Annotated in this window: 17 protein-coding genes; 6 read left to right on the plus strand and 11 right to left on the minus strand. The window is 56.6% G+C overall.

Annotation, left to right across the window (positions count from 1 at the left end):
* Positions 1–54: 54 nt before the first annotated feature.
* The 6 genes from hfq to ATG98_RS02050 are packed head-to-tail and all read right to left on the minus strand — an operon-like array spanning position 55 to position 6,837.
* Positions 55–312, minus strand: a complete 258-nt coding sequence (hfq, locus tag ATG98_RS02025) for an RNA chaperone Hfq (RefSeq protein ID WP_098422025.1) — start codon at positions 310–312, stop codon at positions 55–57.
* 36 nt (positions 313–348) lie between these two features.
* Positions 349–1,407, minus strand: coding sequence for a tRNA (adenosine(37)-N6)-dimethylallyltransferase MiaA (gene miaA, locus ATG98_RS02030; RefSeq protein ID WP_098422026.1), 1,059 nt, complete (start codon positions 1,405–1,407; stop codon positions 349–351).
* Positions 1,407–3,308, minus strand: a complete 1,902-nt coding sequence (mutL, locus tag ATG98_RS02035) for a DNA mismatch repair endonuclease MutL (RefSeq protein ID WP_098422027.1) — start codon at positions 3,306–3,308, stop codon at positions 1,407–1,409. Before mutL ends, miaA begins: the two co-directional genes overlap by 1 nt.
* A gap of 57 nt (positions 3,309–3,365) precedes the next feature.
* Complete coding sequence (locus tag ATG98_RS02040) at positions 3,366–4,706, minus strand: N-acetylmuramoyl-L-alanine amidase (RefSeq protein ID WP_228705994.1); 1,341 nt, start codon at positions 4,704–4,706, stop codon at positions 3,366–3,368.
* A gap of 44 nt (positions 4,707–4,750) precedes the next feature.
* Complete coding sequence (tsaE, locus tag ATG98_RS02045) at positions 4,751–5,266, minus strand: tRNA (adenosine(37)-N6)-threonylcarbamoyltransferase complex ATPase subunit type 1 TsaE (RefSeq protein ID WP_098419299.1); 516 nt, start codon at positions 5,264–5,266, stop codon at positions 4,751–4,753.
* Between the two features lie 59 nt (positions 5,267–5,325).
* Positions 5,326–6,837, minus strand: coding sequence for an NAD(P)H-hydrate dehydratase (locus tag ATG98_RS02050; RefSeq protein WP_098422029.1), 1,512 nt, complete (start codon positions 6,835–6,837; stop codon positions 5,326–5,328).
* 279 nt (positions 6,838–7,116) lie between these two features.
* Between ATG98_RS02050 and queG the strand changes: the two genes are divergently transcribed.
* The gene (gene queG / locus ATG98_RS02055; protein WP_098419301.1) at positions 7,117–8,223 is read left to right on the plus strand and encodes a tRNA epoxyqueuosine(34) reductase QueG; all 1,107 of its coding nucleotides are present in this window, start codon (positions 7,117–7,119) and stop codon (positions 8,221–8,223) included.
* Positions 8,224–8,283: 60 nt separating this feature from the next.
* Here the strand turns inward: queG and orn are convergent, their stop codons facing one another.
* Entirely contained in the window at positions 8,284–8,826 is a 543-nt protein-coding gene (gene orn, locus ATG98_RS02060) for an oligoribonuclease (RefSeq protein WP_098419302.1), read from the minus strand.
* A gap of 150 nt (positions 8,827–8,976) precedes the next feature.
* Here orn and rsgA point away from each other — a divergent pair, with 150 nt between their 5' ends.
* Positions 8,977–10,047, plus strand: a complete 1,071-nt coding sequence (gene rsgA, locus ATG98_RS02065) for a small ribosomal subunit biogenesis GTPase RsgA (RefSeq protein ID WP_098419303.1) — start codon at positions 8,977–8,979, stop codon at positions 10,045–10,047.
* A gap of 90 nt (positions 10,048–10,137) precedes the next feature.
* The gene (gene asd, locus ATG98_RS02070; protein WP_098419304.1) at positions 10,138–11,007 is read left to right on the plus strand and encodes an archaetidylserine decarboxylase; all 870 of its coding nucleotides are present in this window, start codon (positions 10,138–10,140) and stop codon (positions 11,005–11,007) included.
* A 32-nt stretch (positions 11,008–11,039) separates the two neighbouring features.
* Here asd and epmA read toward each other — a convergent pair whose 3' ends face one another.
* Both epmA and efp read right to left on the minus strand, forming a co-directional pair.
* Positions 11,040–12,008 (minus strand): EF-P lysine aminoacylase EpmA, encoded by a 969-nt coding sequence (gene epmA, locus ATG98_RS02075; RefSeq protein WP_098419305.1) that lies wholly within the window; start codon positions 12,006–12,008, stop codon positions 11,040–11,042.
* Between the two features lie 7 nt (positions 12,009–12,015).
* Positions 12,016–12,588 (minus strand): elongation factor P, encoded by a 573-nt coding sequence (gene efp / locus ATG98_RS02080; RefSeq protein WP_098419306.1) that lies wholly within the window; start codon positions 12,586–12,588, stop codon positions 12,016–12,018.
* 45 nt (positions 12,589–12,633) lie between these two features.
* Here efp and epmB point away from each other — a divergent pair, with 45 nt between their 5' ends.
* From epmB to ATG98_RS02095, 3 genes are all read left to right on the plus strand, one after another.
* A complete protein-coding gene (gene epmB, locus ATG98_RS02085; RefSeq protein ID WP_098419307.1) occupies positions 12,634–13,686 on the plus strand; it encodes an EF-P beta-lysylation protein EpmB in 1,053 nt (350 codons plus the stop codon).
* Between the two features lie 123 nt (positions 13,687–13,809).
* Entirely contained in the window at positions 13,810–15,600 is a 1,791-nt protein-coding gene (locus tag ATG98_RS02090; protein WP_098422030.1) for a GTPase, read from the plus strand.
* A 192-nt stretch (positions 15,601–15,792) separates the two neighbouring features.
* Positions 15,793–17,877 carry an EAL domain-containing protein gene (locus ATG98_RS02095; protein ID WP_098422031.1) on the plus strand — a complete coding sequence of 695 codons (2,085 nt, stop codon included), beginning with the start codon at positions 15,793–15,795 and terminating at the stop codon, positions 17,875–17,877.
* Positions 17,878–17,915: 38 nt separating this feature from the next.
* Here ATG98_RS02095 and serB read toward each other — a convergent pair whose 3' ends face one another.
* Positions 17,916–19,163: a phosphoserine phosphatase SerB gene (serB, locus tag ATG98_RS02100; RefSeq protein WP_098422032.1), complete on the minus strand. Its 1,248-nt coding sequence runs from the start codon at positions 19,161–19,163 to the stop codon at positions 17,916–17,918.
* Entirely contained in the window at positions 19,156–21,474 is a 2,319-nt protein-coding gene (gene parC / locus ATG98_RS02105; RefSeq protein WP_098422033.1) for a DNA topoisomerase IV subunit A, read from the minus strand. Before parC ends, serB begins: the two co-directional genes overlap by 8 nt.
* Between the last annotated feature and the right edge of the window lie 196 nt (positions 21,475–21,670).

Raw genomic sequence — 21,670 nt, forward strand, 5'->3', positions numbered from 1 at the left:
GGTTCGTCAGGAGCGCGGTTGTACCACCGTAACCAGCACAGCAAGACGGAAGAATCAGTCTTCAGACTCGCCTTCATCCTCGCCTGCGGGGTTCTGCGGTGGAATGCGAACATTTCGCGCCGGAACAACGGTAGATATAGCGTGCTTATAGACCATCTGACTGACGGTATTTTTCAGCAAAATAACAAATTGGTCGAAAGATTCGATCTGGCCCTGCAATTTGATGCCATTGACCAAAAATATAGAAACGGGAATACGCTCTTTTCGCAGCGCATTCAGGTAAGGGTCTTGTAAAGAATGCCCTTTTGACATGTGTATTCTCCTGTTTGAGTAAGTCAGATCGTTAATTTAAGGTTTAAATGTGGTGCTAAGACCGGCTTTTTTCAAGGCGTCCGCAACGATATCTTTGCTATCACTGTCCAGCCAAAGAGCATTTGGCCATTTTCGCAGCCATGTAAGCTGCCGCTTGGCCAACTGGCGGGTGGCGGCAGCCCCTTTATCCACAAAAGTCGCATGGTCGCACTGGCCAGACAAATACTCCCATGCCTGGCGGTAACCTACACAGCGCATAGATGGCATAGAAGGATCAAGATCACCGCGAGCCATCAGGCCTTCTACTTCGCTCAGTAGACCTGAATCCAGCATAGTCACAAAACGCTGGTAAATACGCTCATGCAGTATCTGGCGCTGCTGCGGCGCTATCGCCAACTGTGCAACATTATACGGAAGGCTGGGGCCTGCGTCTGCCTGCCAACGGGTGACATAAGTGTAATCCTCATTATCAGCGGCGTTGGCGCCCGCCGTGTTGGCGAACACTGCAGGCGGTGCTTGCCACAATGACGAAATCGGCTGCCCGGTCAGGCGCTGCACTTCCAATGCGCGAATCAGCCGCTGCCGGTTATTAGGATGAATAAGGCGAGCCGCAACCGGATCCGTCGCGGCTAATTCCCGATACAGCGCTTCCCAGCCTTGCAATTGAGCCTGCTGCACCAGCTGCTCGCGCACTTGCGGGCTCGCCGACGGCAAATCCGACATGCCATGAAGCAGCGCTTTGAAATACATCATGGTGCCACCCACTAACAGCGGAATGCGACCCGCTGCCGTGATTTTAGCCATTTCGGCCAGGGCATCGCGGCGAAAATCAGCCGCAGAATAGGTGTCAGCAGGATCACAGATATCAATCAGGTGATGAGGCGCCTGCGCCAGCTCGGCGGCGCTGGGCTTGGCCGTACCGATATCCATGCCGCGATAAATCATCGCCGAATCCACGCTGATGATATCGCAGGGCAGATGCTTGCAAAGCTGAAGGGCCAGGTCCGTTTTGCCAGAAGCGGTAGGGCCCATAATGAAAATAGCGGGGGGCAATGGTGCCGCCGCGGGTAGGCCTGCAGAATCAGCGGGGCTCATTAACGCCCTCGCAGGAACAGTTTGTCCAACTCGGCCAACGTCATCACCGTCCAGGTTGGACGGCCGTGGTTACACTGGCCGCTGCGCTCGGTGGTCTCCATGTCCCGCAGTAACGAGTTCATTTCCGGAATGGTTAACTGGCGATTGGCCCGCACCGACCCGTGGCACGCCATGGTGCCCAATAATTCCTGAGTGACGGCCAGAACCCGGTCACTCTGGCCATGCTCAATCAGATCAGACAGCACATCCCGCACCAGCTGCTCACCATCGGCACCGCGCAACAACGCCGGGATTTGTCGCACCGCCAGCGTCTCTGGCCCAATGCGTTCTATTACCAGGCCCAGCTGTTGCAGTTCGTCGCCGTGGGTCTCTACCAGTCCGGCCTCTTTTTGACTGACGGCCAGCGACAGCGGCACCAACAAAGGCTGGCTTTTCAAATCCTGCTGAGCCAACGCCTGCTTCATGCGCTCATACGTAATACGTTCGTGAGCCGCGTGCATGTCCACCATAATCAATCCGGCGCGGCTCTGTGCCAGAATATAAATGCCGTGCAACTGGGCAATGGCATAGCCCAAAGGCGGCTCTTGTTCGCTGTCTTCGGGCGTTTGCGGAAGGTGGGCGACAAGGCTTGCCTGGTGGCCCTCAGACGCACCGCCTCCGGCATTCAGGGCCTGATAAAAACCCAGCTGGTCACTGGACTGCCACTGATGTTGCGGATTTGGATGTGTAGCCTGGCCAGGCGTTCGCTCGAGACCGCCCGGGTAGCCCAAAGCCGGTCCATTCGCGGCCGAACCTGTCGACGGAAGCCCTTCAGCAGAAGCCGCAAACCCCGTACCGGCTGCAACCGCGTTTTCGCGGCCCAGGGACTCCGCCACCGCACCACGCAAGTGGTCGTCCGGACGCACATCTGCCAGCGCTTTATGCAGCGTACGAAACAGAAAATCGTGGACCAGACGACCATCGCGGAAGCGCACTTCGTGTTTGGTGGGGTGCACATTCACATCCACCGATCCCGGATCTACTTCCAGATACAGCACAAAAGCAGCGTGGCGATTGTTATAAAGCACATCACGGTAGGCCTGGCGTACGGCATGCGCTACCAAGCGATCACGAATCACACGACCGTTGACGAAAAAGTACTGAAGATCAGCCTGACTGCGGGAAAAGGTCGGCAGAGCAACCCAGCCCCAGAGTTTCAAACCAGTGGCTTCGGCGTTAATGACCACTGCATTGTCGATAAACTGCTGACCACACAACGACGCAATCCGCCGTTCTTTATCGAGCTCTGACAAAGCAGGTCGCAGGCTTTGCACCGCACGCTGATTATGGCGCAGATTGAAGCCGGTATCGAAGCGGCTCAGAGCCTGGCGCCGGACGCACTCTTCCACGTGGCCAAATTCGGTTTTTTCAGCACGCAAAAACTTGCGCCTCGCCGGCGTGTTAAAAAACAGATCGCGAACCTCTACTGTGGAGCCCACCGGGTGCGCCGCCGGCGATACGTGCGCGTCCATATCGCGACCTTCCACTTCGACTTTGCTTGCGGCTTCCTGATTTTCAGTGCGCGAGGTCAGGCTCAGGCGGGATACGGAACTGATACTGGCCAGTGCCTCACCACGAAAACCCAGCGACTCGACGGCCTCAAGGTCATCCAGACTGGTAATCTTGCTGGTGGCGTGGCGGCTAAGGGCCAGGGACAGGTCTTCAGCGGCGATACCACAGCCATCGTCGCGCACCCGAATCAGCTTGACGCCGCCCTGTTCTATGTCCACATCCACCCGACTGGCGCCGGCATCCAAAGCGTTTTCTATCAGCTCTTTGACTACAGACGCCGGCCGCTCCACCACCTCACCGGCGGCAATCTGATTCGCGAGCCGGGGGGACAGTAAATGTATGTGGGGCATGTCTGGCGCGGACCTCTTTTTTCAACGAATTATTTAGCTAACGGCTCAGCTGAGTGCTCAGCTGGCAGGAATGGTAATGGTCTCGCCTACCATAACACGGTCGCTTTGCATGCCGTTAAGGTGCATGAGTTCACGCACGGACAACTGATTTTCCCGCGCCAGATCGGACAGGGTGTCGCCTCGCTGGATGCGATAGCGGCTCACACTATTCTGCATCTGGCCGTTCTGCTTCTGCCACGCCAGCAAGGTACCCGGCGGTGGTGTTTTGCGGAAATAGCCGTCAATACCGGTCATAATTGCAGTGGATAAGCGCTTACGATAAAGCTCGGTGGATAAGTTCTTCTCTTCCTGGGGATTCGAGATAAAGCCAGCTTCCACCAATATAGACGGAATATCCGGCGACTTGAGCACCACAAAAGACGCCTGCTCTACGCCAGGCTTGTGAAGCTCTGTTACTCCGCCCAACTGCCCCAGTATTGCGCTACCCACGCCCAGACTGGCGTTAATGCTGGCGGTCATAGACAAATCCAAAAGAACTCCAGCAAGGGTGTCATCGCGGCCTTCCAGCGAAACGCCTGAGCCGCCAATCAGGTCAGAGCGGTTTTCACTTTGCGCCAACCAGCGCGCGGTCTCACTGGTTGCCCCGCGCTGCGACAGAGCAAATACCGATGCCCCTTTTGGCTGTGGCGTGCGGAATGCATCCGCATGCACCGACACGAAAAGATCGGCGTTGTATTTACGGGCTAGAAGCGTGCGATTACGCAGGCCTATGTAGTAGTCGCCGGTACGGGTCAGCTTGGCGCTGAAGCCCGGGCGGTTGTTGATAAGGTCGTGCAGGGTTTTGGCCATATTCAGCACCACGTCTTTTTCACGGGTACCGCGGGGCCCGATAGCGCCCGGGTCTTCACCTCCGTGGCCAGCGTCAATCACTATGACTATGTCGCGTTTGCCCGCGGAGTCGTGGGTAATGGTAGGCTTTGCCGCCTTGGCCCTATCAACGCGGGTGCCGCCCTCGTCAATCAGGTCTACCACCAAACGATGGCCGTATTGCTGGTTCGGTTTCAATAAAAAGCTGCGAGGTTTGACGCTTTTTTTCAGATCCAGCACAACCCTCAGATCGTTACCGTTGCGCACCGCGCTGCGAATTCGGCGGATAGGGCTGCCAGACAAGTCCAGCTTGTCCAGGCTCGCCTGCAACCGGGTGTCTTTCAAATCAATAACCAAGCGGTCTGGGCCAGCCAGCGCGAAAATAGTGTGATCTACTTCGCTGGCCGTATCAATGACCAAGCGAGTGTGGTCCGGCGCCGGCCAGATTCGCAGGCCTTCCACACGGGTACCTGCCTGCGCCACCTGCATGAGAGATAGCAGGTTGAGGGCCAGAAAAGCCAGCATACTCATGCCGCAGATCCTGTTATAGAAATAAGCCATTGAACATCCCTTTGTCACAAATCGATATAGTGCACGTCTTCCGGGCCGATTATTTCCAGCTCATTCAGCATATCGGCGCCCACCTGGGAGCCAGCGCGCAAGATGGCCGAGCGACCATTGCCCTGAGATTCCAGATGCACTGTCAGGTCCGCCATGGGCAGCAACTCTTCGCCCCTTTCCGGCCACTCCACCAGGCATAAATTATGATCATTGAAATAATCGCGAATGCCCATAAACTCCAGCTCTTCCGGGTCTTTCAGGCGATACAGGTCAAAGTGATACACCGGCGGCTGCAAATTTTCGTAAGGCTCTACAATGGTGTAAGTCGGACTTTTTACCGCGCCCTCGTGCCCTAATCCGCGCAGCAGGCCACGGCTGAGCGTGGTTTTGCCCATACCCAGATCACCATCCAGATAAATCGCCAGCGCGCTTTCTGCGCGCTGGACTAGGCGCGCTAACTCCCGGCCCAAACGTTCAGTTTCACTGTCATCCGCCAGGAACAGCCGGCGTTCATTGCCAAAAATTGTCATAGATCCTCCGGTGTACCGCGAACTCGTTTACACAACGCTCCGTTCAATGACTGTTCAATTCAATGCCCTGAGCAGACTAACACCCGGGGCAAAGCATCAATAACATCGGTTGGCTGCAGGCCCATATAGCCAAACTGCTGAGTTGCCAAGTTAGCTGCCGCCAGGTGCAGGGCTGCGGCCGTCACGACTGCCTGGGTCGAATCCGTCAGCTGAGCCAATAAACCACCCGCAATACCCGCCAGTACATCCCCCATCCCACCGGTAGCCAACCCCGGATTACTGCCGTTGACCACAAACATTTGACCATGCATGCTCGCAATCACGGTGCCGGCACCCTTAAGTAGAATGGTGCCTCCGTACCGCGACTGTAACTTGCGCGCTGCACTTAACCGGTCAATTTCCACCTCTGCAACAGTGCATCCCAGAAGGCGCGCAGCCTCCCCAGGGTGAGGAGTCAAAATACGATTGTCCGCGGCTACCGACGCTTTGTTCGCCATCAGGCCGCCCGCCATCAGATTTAAAGCGTCGGCATCCAGCACTTGCGGTTTGTTGCATGCCAACACCTGCTGCAGCATCTGTTGACCCCAGGCCGACTGGCCAAGGCCTGGCCCACAAACCACCACGGTTGCCGCCGCTAAAAGAGGTGCTAACTCAGAACCATGCACAACGCCGTGACTCATGACTGACGGACACCGGCTCAGGGCTGCAGCCACGTGTTCTTGCCGGGTCGCCAAGGAAACCAGCCCTGCACCGCTGCGGGCAGCAGCCTCTGCCACCAACAATCCCGCACCACCAAAACCAAGATCGCCGGCAACCACTAGCACATGGCCAAAATGGCCTTTGTGCGCGTTGGCAGCGCGCTTCGAAATACCCGAAGTAACGGAAGACCAGTCGGCCCGTGTGGCCAACACCGGCTCAGTGCAGCTACTAACCTGCTCGGCGACACCCAAATCTTCGAAAACCACCTCACCGCAAACCGCCGGGCCATGACCGGTGAACAAGCCGGCTTTCAAACCAATAAAGGTTACCGTGGCGTCTGCCGCCACGACATCGCCCGCGGCCGCTCCGGTGGTGGCGTTGAGCCCCGAAGGGACGTCCAGTGCCAAAACACCCGCGGCCGACTGATTGCAAAGCACAACAACCCGCGCGAATTCACCCCGTGGTGCGCCATTCAGCCCCGTGCCCAACATGGCGTCTACCGTAACATCGGCCTGTTCCAGCAAACTCGTTAAATCCTTGTCCGCCAACTGCGCTGCAGTCTCCATGCTGATTTTCTGATCGCTCGCCCGCTGCCAGGCTTTACGGGCATCACCCTGCAGTTTGGCGGGGTCTGTTAACACCAGGCAAGTTACGCCCAGGCCATGACGCAGAGCGCAAGTTGCCAATAAATAGCCATCGCCGCCATTGTTACCAGCCCCGCAAAGCACCAGCAGGTGACGACACCGGGGCCAGCGTCGCAGAAGCTGGCGAAAAGCACTGCGGGCAGCGGCCTGCATCAACTCAAAGCCATCAACTCCCTGTTCGTCAATCAAGTACCGGTCCAGATTGCGCACCGAACCGGCACTGTACAAAGCCAGAGGCAGACCCGCACCTTGCCCTGCGGGCGCTGACAGATCAGGCTTTGATAGACTGGGCTCTGATAGACGGAGCTCTGATGAACAGGACTCTGATAGACTGTGCCTTGCTGACCACGACATCGAACACCCCAAGCCAAAGAAACCGGTTTAAGACAAATTGCCAGCTATTTGTAAAGCATAGCAAAACCACAAAAAAGGTCACAACTTAATCAAATTAAATCTGCACGCTAACACCCGCAAAACGCGGATTCGCCAAACCTACACGGCCGGCCAATGACAGCATCACCCGCAACATCAACAACCTGCGCAAAAGACAGTCACCAGAAGGCAAATCTGCAGGCATTGGTGCAACAGATTCACGACTGGGCCCAAGAGCTGGGTTTTGCCGACCTGGGCATCACCGACGCCGATACCGGTGAGCACGCGGAGCGTCTTAAGCACTGGCTCGAACAGGGCTACCACGGCACCATGGATTACATGGCGAACCACGGCGATAAGCGCTATACCCCGGCATCGCTGGTTCCGGGTACCGCGCGCGTCATTTCCGTGCGTATGGATTACCTGACGCTGCCCGACAATCCACATCAGGCGCTACGCAATCGCGAAAACGCGTATATCAGCCGTTACACCCTGGGCCGTGATTACCACAAGCTGATGCGTAAACGGCTGGCACAGTTGGCCAAACGTATCGACAGCGCCCTTGAAGGCCACCAGCATCGCGCTTTTGTGGACAGCGCTCCGGTGCTCGAACGCGCTCTGGCCCAGCGTGCCGGGCTTGGCTGGATTGGCAAAAACAACATGGTAATACACCCCAAGGCAGGCTCGTTCTTTTTCCTCGGGGAGATTTATACCAGCGCGCCCCTGCCTGTAGACGCGCCCTTTACAACAGACCACTGCGGCAGCTGCTCGGCCTGCCTGCAGCTGTGTCCTACAAATGCCTTTGTAGACGCACACATGCTGGATGCGCGGCGCTGCATAAGCTACCTGACCATTGAACTGAAAGAGAGTATCCCGGAAGAGCTGCGCCCGCTGATGGGCAATCGAGTGTTTGGCTGCGACGACTGTCAGCTGGTGTGCCCGTGGAACAAGTTCAGCAAACACTCTGAGGAAGACGACTTCAAACCCCGCCACGGCCTGGATAACACGTCTCTGGCGGCGTTGATGATGTGGAGCGAAGAACAGTTTTTGCAGCGTACAGAAGGCTCGGCTATTCGCCGCACCGGTTATCACGGCTGGTTGCGCAATCTGGCAGTCGGGCTGGGCAACGCCCCTACCACCATTCCGGTAATAGAAGCACTGCGGGCGCGGCAGGATTATCCGTCTGAGATGGTGCGCGAGCACGTAGAGTGGGCGCTGGCCCAACACGGCCTGGCGCCTTGAAAGGCACCCCTTGCAGTCTGAGCACTTGTATGGCTTGAGCGCAGCTGAATTTAAATGACCTTACAGTTTGAAAAAGTGCTCGCGATAGTGGCGCAGCTCATTGATAGAATCGCGAATATCGTCCAGCGCCAAATGATTACCCTGTTTCTTAACCCCGTCCAGTACATCCGGGCGCCAGCGCCGTGCCAGCTCTTTAATGGTGGACACATCCAGGTTGCGATAGTGGAAAAACTCTTCCAGCTGTGGCATGTACTTCACCAGAAAGCGCCGGTCCTGGCCGATGCTGTTGCCGCACAGCGGGGAATCACCCGGTTCCAGGTGTTCGCGCAAAAACGCCAGGGTTTGCTGCTCGGCCTCGGCTTCGCTGATGCGACTGCCTTTTACCCGCTGGGTCAGACCACTTTCGCCGTGGGTACGGGTACACCATTCGTCCATCGCGTCCATCAGAGCGTCAGACTGATGCACCGCAAGCACCGGGCCTTCGGCAATCAGATTGAGTTCGGAATCGGTAATCAAGGTAGCCATTTCAATAATGCGCTCCTGCTCCGGATCCAGACCTGTCATTTCCAGGTCAATCCAGACCAGGCGATTGCCCTTTGCCATCGATATATCTCCTGCGTGGTGCTAACGGTAAAATCCGGAATTTATCGGCGAAACAGTCGGTAGTGCAGTCGCTAAACCGATAGTATGCCAATATGATGACACAGCAGCTTTGAAACAACCCCGAAACTTTATCCGGTTAATGAAAACTTTATGGCAAAACGGCGACTCAACAAACAGCAACAATGGCGCATCGAAAAAATTCAGGGCGAACGGACAGCACGTGCCGCGCGCAAGGAAGAACAGGTAAAAGATCAGGTCGATGCGGGTGAGTTAGGGCCGGAAGTTCAAGGTTTGATTATTGCGCACTACGGCCAGCAGCTGGACGTAGAAGCCCTTGAAGGCGAGCAACAAGGCACTGTTGTGCGCTGCTTTGTGCGCGCCAATATCGACAGCCTGGTCACCGGCGACAAAGTCATCTGGCGCTCCGGTAAAAATCTGACCGGGGTAATCGTCGCTCGCTGCGAACGCCTCAACCTGCTGCAACGGCCGGATAACTTCGGCGCGCTGAAACCGGTGGCGGCGAATATTGACTACATCATTCTGGTGATTGCCCCCGAGCCCGAGCCCCACGACAACCTGATTGACCGCTATCTGGTGGCATCAGAAACCACCGACATTCCAGCAATATTGCTACTGAACAAGACCGACCTGATCAACGACGACAACCGCGACGCCATAGACGCACTGTTGGCGCGCTATGAAGCACTGGGCTACCAGGTGGTTCGCACTTCCGCCGCCCTGGCCGGCAACCAGCCGCCGCCGGAGGTGGAAGCCCTGGTGAAAGATCGCACAACGGTGTTTGTGGGTCAGTCCGGGGTGGGTAAATCGTCCATTATCCAAACCCTGTTGCCCGATGAGGAGCTGCGGGTGGGCGCAGTGTCCCAGAGCACCGGCAAAGGCATTCACACCACCACCACCGCCAAGCTGTTCCATCTGCCCATCGGCGGCGACCTGATCGACTCGCCGGGCATCCGCGAGTTTGGCCTGTGGCACATGACACCGCAAGAAATCGAGTACGGCTTTCGTGAAATTCGCGACCTGATGGGCTACTGCAAATTCCGCAACTGCCGCCATGCCGGCGACCCCGGTTGCGCTATTGATGCCGCCGCGGAAGACGGCCGCCTGAGCCCGGAACGCAAAAGGAGCTTCCACCGTATTTTACAAGCTATGGCAGAGCAGCAGGCTCGCGGCCTAAAACTGGACCAACCCGGAACACGGTAGCACCTGAAATTTTGTGCGTTGGGGTATAAGCCTGTTGATGAAATGGGCCGTTTGCTAAACTTCGCGCCATCGTAGCCAAAGGATTTTCTGATGATGGAAAAGCTGTTTGTTCTAAGCCAGTATCTTACGCCCCAGCTCTCGCTTTCCCGCCTTGCTGGGCGCCTGGCTGACAGCACCGGTACACCAGCTTTGCGCAGCCGCTTCATACGCTGGTTTATTAACCGCTATGACGTAAACATGAGCGAAGCTGAAAACAGCGACCCAGATTCATACAGCAGCTTCAATGATTTTTTTACCCGAGCACTCAAGCCTGGCTTGCGGCCAATTGAGGGTAACGAAAGCACGCTGATTAGCCCGGTAGACGGTTGCGTCAGCCAGTTGGGCAATATAAGCGGGGGCCGCATCTTTCAGGCCAAGGGCCAATCGTTCAGCCTGCTGGAACTGTTAGGCGGTGACCAGCAACGGGCCGATATCTTTGCCGAAGGTGAATTCGCCACCATTTACCTGGCCCCCGGTGACTATCACCGGATTCACATGCCAATGGCCGGACAACTGCGGGAAATGGTGCACGTGCCCGGCAGCCTGTTCTCGGTAAATCCGGCAACTGCAGCCAACGTGCCCAACCTGTTTGCCCGCAATGAGCGCGTGGTATGCCTGTTTGATACCGCAACCGGACCAATGGCACTGGTATTGGTGGGCGCAATGATTGTCGGCAGTGTGGAAACACCCTGGGCCGGCGTCGTGAAACCGGGAGCGGCGCCAGGCGATGGCGGTGTCAGCCAGCAGAACTACAACGGCGAGCAGGCCCTCAAGTTTGCGCGGGGTGAGGAAATGGGCCGCTTCCGCCTGGGTTCTACAGTCGTGATGGTGATGCCAAAAGGCCGAGCGCAGTGGAATGATGCCCAAAAACCCGGAAAAAAAGTGCGGTTAGGCGAAGCTTTCGGTCAGGTCGAAGCCTGAAGTTTGAAGTTTGAACTTGAAAACTGTCGCGCTCAGGCGCTAGCGAATGGGAAGGCCAGCACCTCATCAATCGAGCTGGCACCCAGTTTCAGCATCAACAATCGGTCCAGCCCCAGGGCAACGCCGGCGCAATCGGGTAAACCGCTGTCTATCGCGGCCAAAAAAGCGTCGTCTTGTTCCATGGCTGCCTGGCCGCGGGTCTGTCGCAGCCGGTTATCCGCTGCAAAACGCCGGCGTTGCTCATCCGCATCCGTCAGCTCCCAGTAGCCGTTACACAACTCCAGTCCATTGATATACAGCTCAAAGCGATGAGCTACCGCAAAATCGCCAACCTGGCTGGTGCGCGCCAGCGAGGCCTGTGACGCCGGATACTGGTGGATAAACACCGGGCAATCCAAGCCTAACTTGGGCTCCACCGCAAAACTCATCAGTAAATCCAGGCAGTCATCGCGGCTCATACCCACAAGCTGCTGCGGCTCCATCCATTGCCCGCAGCGGGCGTGCAGCTGCGCATCGGTGCAGGTGAACGGATCAATATCCGCCCAGCGGCGAAGCGCTTCGCGATAACTCAGAGTTTCCGGTCGCAAGCAGTCAAGCCAGGAACACACCAGGTCCGCTACTTCGTTCATCAGCGCCTGGTCATCAAAGCCGCAACGGTACCATTCCAGCATGGAAAATTCGGGGTTATGCCGGCGCCCGCTTTCACCGTCGCGAAACACTTTTGTAACCTGGTAGATATCGCCACAACCGGCCGCCAGCAGGCGCTTCATGTGGTATTCCGGGGACGTCTGCAACCACCCGCCTTGACGGCCCGCTGCGTTAACCCGGGCAGCAATACCGCTCAGATTGGGATCAGTAACGCCGCAGCGGCCAAGCACCGGGGTTTCAACCTCCAGCACCTGGCGCTGCGTAAAAAAACCGCGCACAAACGACAATTGTTGTGCTCGGCTTTTCAGGGCTCGGCTGGCAGCGCTGGGCTGCCAGCTGTTAACGTTGCTCATCAACGCCCTAGTTTTTAACCCGGTTCATATATTCACCGGTGCGTGTATCTACTTTCAACACTTCACCAATGGTAATAAACAGCGGCACGCTTACCACCGCGCCAGTAGACAAAGTGGCCGGTTTGGAGCCGCCCTGGGCGGTATCGCCTTTCATGCCCGGATCGGTTTCAACCACTTCCAGCTCGACAAAATTCGGCGGCGTAATCGTCAGCGGCGCACCATTGAACAAGGTAACCGTGTATACCTCCTGTTCTTTTAGCCACTTCAAGGTGTCGCCCACGGCTTTTCCATCTGCCGCGTACTGTTCAAACGAACCATCGGTGAGCATGAAGTGCCAGAATTCGCCGTCGGTGTACAGGTATTCCATGTCCTGATCCATCACGTCTGCACCTTCCAGGCTTTCGTTGGACTTGAAGGTACGGTCCCACACCCGGTTGGTCATCAGGTTGCGCAGGCGCACCCGGCTGAAGCCCTGGCCTTTACCGGGTTTTACAAATTCGTTTTCCAGAATGATGCAGGGGTCGCCTTCAAACAAAACCTTAAGACCGCCGCGAAATTCGTTGGTAGAATATGAAGCCATGAAATGTCCACCTGCCAATAGGCTGTTCAGAATTTTAAGGCCGCTATGATACAGCGAACCCCCGTACGTATAGAAGCCCAGGCTTACCCGGAGCCTGGGGAAAATTCAGAGACCGCCAGCTGGCAACAGATTTTAGCCAGCTCCATCAACCGTCCGGCAGAACTGCTGGAACGCCTGGGGCTCTGCCCTGATCAATGGCTGGCCGGTGCCGATGCCGGGCACCGGCTGTTTTCAATACGGGTGCCCGAGCCTTTTTTGGCGCGCATGGAATACGGCAACCCTGACGACCCCTTGCTGCGTCAGGTATTACCATTAATAGACGAAACCCGCGCTCTGGCCGGATTTGTCGACGACCCACTGGCCGAAGCCGACGCCATGGCAACAACGGGGCTGATCCGCAAATACAAAAGCCGAGCCCTGCTTATGGTAACCGGGCAGTGTGCCATTAATTGCCGCTACTGTTTCCGCCGCCACTTCCCCTACAACGAGCAACGGTTAAATCCGCAAGACCGCCAAACCGTATTGGACACGCTGGCAGGCAGCCCGGAAATTAACGAAGTGATTTTCAGCGGAGGCGACCCCCTGGCCGCCAATGACAAATTGCTGGCGCAATGGGCCCAGGCCCTGGACCAAATCCCCCACCTGCGCAGGCTGAGGATTCACACCCGGCTGCCGGTGGTGATTCCGCAGCGGGTTTGTGATTCGCTGCTACAATGGATTCGTGCTACCCGTTTGCGGGTGGTTGTGGTGCTTCATATCAACCATCCCGCGGAAATCGACCAACCTACTGTACAGGCCCTGAAAAGGTTAACCGAGGCAGGTGTGACCCTGTTGAATCAAAGTGTTATCCTTCGCGGCGTAAATGACAGCGCCGACGTACTGGAACAACTCAGCGAAAGGCTGTTCGATGCCGGTGTTCTGCCCTACTACTTGCACGCGTTTGATCCTGTGGCCGGGGCCCACCATTTTGCCGTTCCGGACAGCGAGGCCAAGGCGCTGACACGCGACCTGCTAGAGCGCCTGCCAGGATTTCTGGTGCCACGCCTGGTGCGCGAGTTACCCGGCGCTGGCAGCAAAACGCCTCTTGATTTGGGGTAAAGCGAAACCGCTTACTTTGTAAAAGATTGTCAACTCGTTGATTTTCGCTTTCCGTATTGGCTTTACTGACCTACATTACGCAATAAATATATCTATATATTACCCCGGGCGTTGACACTCAACATGGAAGGCACCTCTCTGAAACCAGATATCCGGGTACCGGAGCAAAAAACCGCAAGCCTTTCGTTCTGCGACACCACACCCAAAGCTTTCAAACAATGGGTGGGGTTGCTGCCTATGGCCAATATTGGCGAAGTGTCGCGCCAGCTCTATCACGCCATTATTGAACTGAATCAGCTTTTTTTGTCGCCACAGCAACGCTTGCAACTGCTGGAGATTATTCGCGAAAAAATCCACTTTGTGTGCGCAGAGCTGTCCCGTCATTTCATCGGCACCGCGGTATCACTGCCGGAAAAGCAGCGCAAAATCGCCAATCTGGCGCAGGCCCTGCAATTACACCTGTCCGGCGGTTACAAACTCTGCGTATTGGAACTGTTGGATGCCGGCAACCCGGATAAAAGCCGCAAGGTTCTGGCCATCGCCGTTCACCGCAGCATTGCCGAGCTGTCAGGCACCATACTGCGGGCGTATCAGCTTTATTGCCCTACCCCACCAAACAGCTGGCTGGATTGTCATAAACTTTACCGGTTTGCGCTTGCGCACCAGTTAACCGCTATTGAGGTCAGCGACGCCACTCTTAGCCGGCGCAATTCAAGCAGCATTGAAGGTGCCTACAAACGCCTTTTATTGTTGGGTTGCGCCCGCCCTAATCAGCTGCGCCAAACAGAACTGAGCCAGCTTTTTACACTGCTGGAACCCTGGACCGATCTGACGGATTTCGCTCCCGGATCCCAAGGTGACAGCTTGTTTATGGTAAATATGAGCGCAGACAAGTCGCCGGTCTACCGCAGCCTGCTGGACACTGCCGACAAAGGCGACTTTTTCAGTTTTGACAGCCGCCGCCTGTCGGCCCAAATTAGCTTGGCCATTCAAACAGTTGATAGCAAAGAAACCAGCGAACTGCCGCTGCAGCCACATACCAGTGACGCCCTGCTGGCACACCTCACCCAGGCGCTGGGTACGCTTGCCAAACGCAATTTTAACCGCGTAACCAGCCATGGCAGCCTCGAGCTGTGTGTCGGGCTGACCGCCGTGCACTATTTTATGGCGGGCCGCAAAACCCTGAACGACTTCACCCGACAGCCCGAAGTCGAAGACACCGAAGACAACATGTTTATCCGCAGTTCCGCTCGAAGAAACGACGCCTGGGCCGGCGCGCACGACGCCGGCAACAGAGACGAAGGCATATTAGCCGGCAATACCCTTATTGACTTCACCAGCGCCAGCACCAGTTCCGCTGCGGCACTCAAAAATGCGCCTAGAGCCTGTCGCGCAAAAATGGTCAATACCAGCCCTGGCGGCTTTTGCATTGCCTGGGACAGCCAAATACCCAGCAGCCTGCAAACAGGCGAAATTCTTGGCGTAAGGGAACAAAGCTCACAACCCTGGAGTGTTGCCGTGGTTCGCTGGATTCGCCAGATTAAAAACGAGGGCACGCAGATTGGTATTGAACTACAGGCACCCAGGGCGACACCTTGCGCGGTGCGCCTGATCCAGAAACTGGGTAACAGTAGCGAGTACTTACGCGGGCTGATGCTGCCGGAAATCAGCGTCATTAACCAACCTGCCACGTTGATTGTGCCGCGGCTGCCCTTTCAATCTGGAAATCGTATTACCCTGCTGATTGATGATCAGGAAGAACAAGGCCAGTTGCTGAAAAAAATGACGGCGACCGGCAGCATCAGCCAATTTGAAATAAAACTTCAGAGCAGGCCTGACGCTAAAACCAGCACCAACAGAGCCAGCCCTGCCACCAGCGAAGACGAATTCGATTCGCTCTGTCCCTCGCTGTAACACGGGTAATCTCTTTGTATCATAGTGTCTGACCGTGCTCCGTGGATCAGAGTTTCGTATGTCTTAACTCAGCGCCAGGCCAGTGCCGGACTTGTTATTACCCGGCAACCTCTTCATCACTCATACTCATCCAGGAGCCCGGCCTTGTCAGCGGCCCGGCTCCGTCAGTGTGCAGCACGAGATTGTCGAGTCATGCAGAAGAAAGCCTCCACCGTTCATATGCTTATTCTGGATCCATCGCTGAATGACGCGGAAAACCTGATCAGCCTGTTACGCAATTCCGGTCGCGCTACCCGGGCCCATCGTGTTACCTCTGAGGAAGACCTGGAAGAAACGCTCAAAAGTGGCAACTGGGACATCTTACTGGCGCGGGACACAGAACAGGAATGCCCGGTAGACGCAGCGTTAGCCATGTTGCGGCGGCTTGGCAAAGACATTCCTTTCATATTACTGACCGATGACTACGACGCCGCCCGCGCCACGGCCGTTCTTAAAGCCGGCGGACAAGATACGGTACCTTACACCGAACAGGCACTGCTGGTACTGGTGGTGAATCGGGAACTGGCAGACCTTGACGAGCGCCGCCGTCGCCGGCTTTTGGAATCTCACCTGCGCGACGCCGAACATCGCTGCCAACGCCTGTTGGAAAGCTCAAAAGACGCCATTGCCTATGTCATTGAAGGCATGCACGTTTACGCTAATGAATCCTATCTGGAGTTTCTGGGTTACGACGACATCGACGAACTGATGTGTATCCCGGTACTGGACACCCTCGGCAGCCAGAGCCAGGACGACTACCGCCAACTGATCAAAGGCTTTACCGACCAAAGTAGCGAGCGAGTAAGCCAAAAAGTGACTGCGCGGCGCAGTGACGGCCGCGAGTTGGCCGCCAATATTCAGGCCTCAGCCGCCACCTTTGACGGCGAACGCTGCACCCAGATTGTGCTGCGGCCGGAACACAACGGCGAAGAACTGGAAGAAAAGCTGAGGAAAATCAGCAATCAGGACCTGCTTACCGGCCTGTATAACCGCCCGTTCTTCATGACCTCGCTAGCGGAAGCTATTACCCAAGCCGGTGCCAGTAGCGAAGCTGGCGCCCTGGCTTATATTTCATTGGATAACTTTGCGCCGCTGAAGCGGGACGTTGGCATTGCCGGCGTTGATTTTTTGCTGCGTGATCTGGCCACTCTGCTGCGCGATCAGGTAGGTGCAGACATTATCCTGGCGCGCCTGGGCGACGACTCGCTCGCACTGTTGTGCCTGCCGTTCAGCGAAAATGACATGGTCAGCCTGGCACAAAAAATCTGCACAGCCATTGAGGGTTCGCTGTTCGATGTCGACGGCCGCTCGGTGCAGCTCACGGTGAGTATCGGCGTTGCTGCCATCACCGAAAAGGCACCCAAAGCCGAAGAGTTGATGGCCCACGCGCACCGCGCTTCAGCCGAACTGAAAAAGCAGAACGAGCAAACCCCCGGCAACGGCGTGCGGGTACACAATTCCGACGAACACCGCATACTCAGCGATAACACTGCCATAGACAGCATACACCGCGCTCTGGACAACGATCAGTTTCGCCTGCTATTTCAGCCCGTTATCAATCTGCGCGGGGAAAACGAAGAACACTACGAAGTTTACGTGCGCATGCTGGACGACAAGGGCGAAGATGTGTCGCCTTACGACTTCTTGCCACCCCTGGGGCCCACAGACACGGCTATGAAGGTCGACCGCTGGGTCTTCTTGCAAGCCATAAAAAAACTGGCTGCGCACCGCGTGAAAGGCCAGAACGCCCGGCTGTTTCTGAACGTGACCGCTGAAACCCTGCACGACAAAACCTTCACACCCTGGCTTAGCGTGGCGTTAAAAGCCGCGCGCCTGCCCGGTGAAACACTGATATTTCAGCTCCGCGAATGCGACGCCAACAATTTCAAAAAACAGGCAAAAGACTTCGCAAAAGCCCTCCACCAGCTGCATTGCAAGGTCTCCATAACCCAGTTTGGCTGCGCCCTGAACCCGTTTCATGCGCTCAACCATATCGACACCGACTACGTAAAAATAGACGGCTCGTTTACCGAGGAGCTGCAGAGTGATCAGGACGCCCGCGAACATCTCAAGGAAATGGTGCAGTCACTGCAAAGCGCCGGCAAGCTGTCGATTGTGCCGCTGGTAGAAAGCGCCGGCATACTGGCCACCCTGTGGCAGGCCGGGGTAAATTACATTCAGGGCTTCTATCTACAGCCTCCCACCCCCGAAATGACCTACGATTTCAGCGACAACTGATCCCCAGGCGCTCTTTCAGGCACTGATTCAGGCACTGCTTATAGCACCGTGTCATGGTCCCTTGGCGGTTGCATCTGATGATTGGTCTCGCTTTCGCGAAACCCAATCAGGTACAGAATGGCGTCCAGCCCGAGCGTTGAAATGGCGTGACGGGCAGATTCTTTGACCACGGGTTTGGCACGGAACGCCACGCCCAAGCCAGCTTCGCTGAGCATTGGCAAATCATTCGCGCCATCACCCACTGCAATCACCTGTTCGTGGGAAATGTGTTCTTTTTTCGCAATTTCCAGCAGGAGTTCGGCCTTGCGCGCGCCGTCAACAATAGTTCCAGACACCCGCCCGGTTACTTTACCGCCTACAATCTCCAACTCGTTGGCGTACACATAATCAATGCCCAGCTGACGCTGAAGGTTGCGGGCGAAGTAGGTAAAGCCGCCCGACAGAATCGCCGTGCGGTAACCCAACGCCTTCAGGCTTCGAATCAGGTGCTCGGCGCCTTCTGTCATCTTCAAGCGCGCGGCAACCCGCTCCAGAACTGACTCATCCAGCCCCTTCAACAGCGCCAGGCGCTCAGCAAAGCTCTGGCTGAAGTCCAGCTCACCCAGCATGGCACGCTCGGTGATGGCTGCCACCTGCGGCCCTACACCAGCCTCCAGCGCAAGTTCATCAATCACCTCGGCTTCAATCAGGGTGGAATCCATATCGAATACCACCAGACGGCGGTTGCGGCGGAAAATAGAATCTTCCTGAAACGCGATATCCACGTTCATTTCGCCGGCAAGGTGCAAAAAGTCGGCTCTTAACTGAGCCAGATTGTCTGGCGTACCACGTACTGAAAATTCGACGCAAGCCGTGCGGTTTTCATCCACGTTCAGTGACGGCCGCGCCGACAGGCGCGTGATATTGTCGATATTGAGCTGGTGGCGCGCGGTAATCGCCGACACCCGCGCAATCTGCTCGGCGGTTATGTCCCGAGCCAGCAAGGTGACAATGTAGCAGGCGCGATTGCGGCCCTGAGCCCACTGCTGGTACTCCTCGGGGGTAATCGGCGCAAACCGCACCTGCAGATCCAGGGCATGCAAGCGAAATAGCAGATCGCGGATTACCGGTGACGAGTGAGACGCGTCTGGAATCTGGATCAGAATTCCCCAGGTCAGGTAGTCGTGAATCACCGCCTGGCCGATGTCCAGAATGCGCACCTCGTACTGGCCCATAATACCGGTAATCTCGGAGGTCAGGCCGGGCTTGTCGCGCCCGGAAACGTTGATCAGAACCAGTTCACTCACTGTCTGCTTGCTCCTGTTGCTGGGCCGCACCGGTTGCCGCCACCCCTACAGCCACAACCCCGATACGGTCAACCCGTTGCAGGCCCCGTGGCAGCTTGTGGCCGCGGCGGCCACGCTCGCCCAGATAATGCTCAAGATCGCTGAACTGAAGGCTCATTTTGCGTTTACCGGCGTGAATTTCGAGCTGGTCGCTGTGGGCGAATACCGCTACCGCGACCACAAACTCGTCACGGGACTGCACCCTCGCCGAAGGAATACTGATCAGCTTGTTGCCTTTGCCTTTAACCAGTTCCGGCAGCTCTGTGAGCGGGAACACCAACATCCGGCCTTCGTTAGACACTGCGGCCAAGTAAAGAGTTTCGCGGCTTTCAGGCGCCGTCAACGGCACCACCACCGGCGCCATAAGGCGCGCACCCTTAGGCACACTGACCAGGGTCTTACCGTTGCGATTCTTGCTCAGCATGTCACCCAGCGAGGTTGCAAAACCGTATCCGCCATCGGTCACCAGCACCACCTTGCGCTGGCTGTCGCCCATCAACACGCCGCAGAATTGAGCCCCAGGCGGGGGGTTTATATGCCCGCTCAACGGCTCACCCTGGCCTCTGGCCGACGGCAGGCTGTGGGCCATCAAAGCGTAGGCGCGTCCGGTCGAGTCAAGAAAAACAACCTGCTGGTTATTGCGCCCGTGTGCCTGCAAAGAAAACTTGTCACCGGCCTTGTAACTCAGACCCAGCGGATCAATATCGTGGCCTTTGGCCGCTCGCACCCAGCCTTTTTCAGACAGCACAACCGTGACTGGATCGTTGGACACCAGGTCAATATCACTGAACGCCCGGGATTCGCCACGTTCTACGATGGGTGAACGGCGGTCATCGCCGTAAGTTTCGGCGTCTTGCTGCAATTCGGTTTTAATCAGCTTCCGCAGCTTTTTCTCGGAGCCCAGAATGGATTGCAAGTGATCGCGTTCGGTGGCCAGTTCATCCTGTTCACCGCGGATTTTCATTTCCTCCAGCTTCGCCAGGTGGCGCAACTTCAGTTCTAAAATTGCCTCGGCCTGATCCGCCGACAGTGAAAATCGCGCTATCAACTCGGCTTTGGGTTTATCCTCATAGCGGATAATTTCGATCACTTCGTCCAGATTCAGGTAGGCAATCAGCAAGCCTTCCAACAAGTGCAGGCGTGCCAGCACTTTATCCAGCCGGTATTGCAGGCGCCTTATCACCGTGGCGCGGCGGAACGTGAGCCACTCGGTCAGCATCTGCACCAGGCCTTTCACCCCAGGGCGGCCATCGTTACCAATCACGTTGATATTCACCCGATAAGGCTTTTCCAGATCGGTACTGGCAAACAAATGTGCCATCAGGCCTTCGGCGTCTACCCGGTTTGAACGGGGCACAATCACCAGCCGGGTGGGGTTTTCGTGGTCTGATTCATCGCGCAAATCCGCCACCATGGGCAGCTTTTTGGCCTGCATCTGCTGGGCAATCTGCTCCAGCACCCGGTTACCGGATACCTGATGGGGCAAGTCAGTGATCACCAGGTCGCCGCCTTCACTCACCCAGCGCGCACGCATACGCAGCGAACCGCGGCCGGTTTCGTACATTTGCAGCAGGTCTTTACGGGGGGTAATAATTTCCGCCCGGGTAGGGTAATCCGGGCCCTGGATGTATTCGCACAGCTGTTCTACCGTGGCATCCGGCGCGTCCAGCAGGTGAATACAGGCAGCGGTCACTTCGCGCACGTTGTGGGGCGGTATGTCGGTCGCCATACCCACGGCTATGCCCGTGGTGCCATTAAGCAACACGTGGGGCAAGCGCGCCGGCAGTATCGAAGGCTCGTCCATGGTGCCGTCAAAGTTGGGCACCCAATCGGCCGTACCCTGGCCCAGTTCGCTCAGCAGCACATCGGCAAATCGAGCCAGGCGGGATTCGGTGTAGCGCATGGCGGCAAACGATTTGGGGTCGTCTGGCGAGCCCCAGTTGCCCTGGCCATCCACCAGCGGGTAACGGTATGAAAATGGCTGCGCCATCAACACCATGGCTTCGTAACAGGCGCTGTCGCCGTGGGGGTGGAATTTACCCAACACGTCGCCCACGGTGCGGGCCGACTTTTTGTATTTGGACGTCGATTTCAGGCCCAGTTCGGACATGGCGTAAATAATGCGCCGCTGAACCGGCTTCAGCCCGTCCCCGACATTGGGAAGAGCGCGATCAAGAATGACGTACATGGAGTAGTCAAGATAGGCTTTTTCCGTGTAGTCCCTGAGCGCAACCCGCTCAAAGCCCTCATCCGTTGTCTGAAACTCTGGCATGGATGCCTCTTTTGCCTGAATTATCTGAAGGAAATACAAAGCTGCCAACGCCGTGCGCGGTCAGTCTGGGACGGCACATTATATGGAGCCGGCGGCGGATACACCAATTCCAATAGCGGAATTCCCGAATGGAGCAGTTTCCGTAATCATCGTATGCTCCTCGGCAGTAATAGAAGACCGTTTTTTCTTTAACCTA

The organism is Marinobacter sp. LV10R520-4 (genome assembly GCF_002563815.1).
Taxonomy (GTDB): Bacteria; Pseudomonadota; Gammaproteobacteria; order Pseudomonadales; family Oleiphilaceae; genus Marinobacter.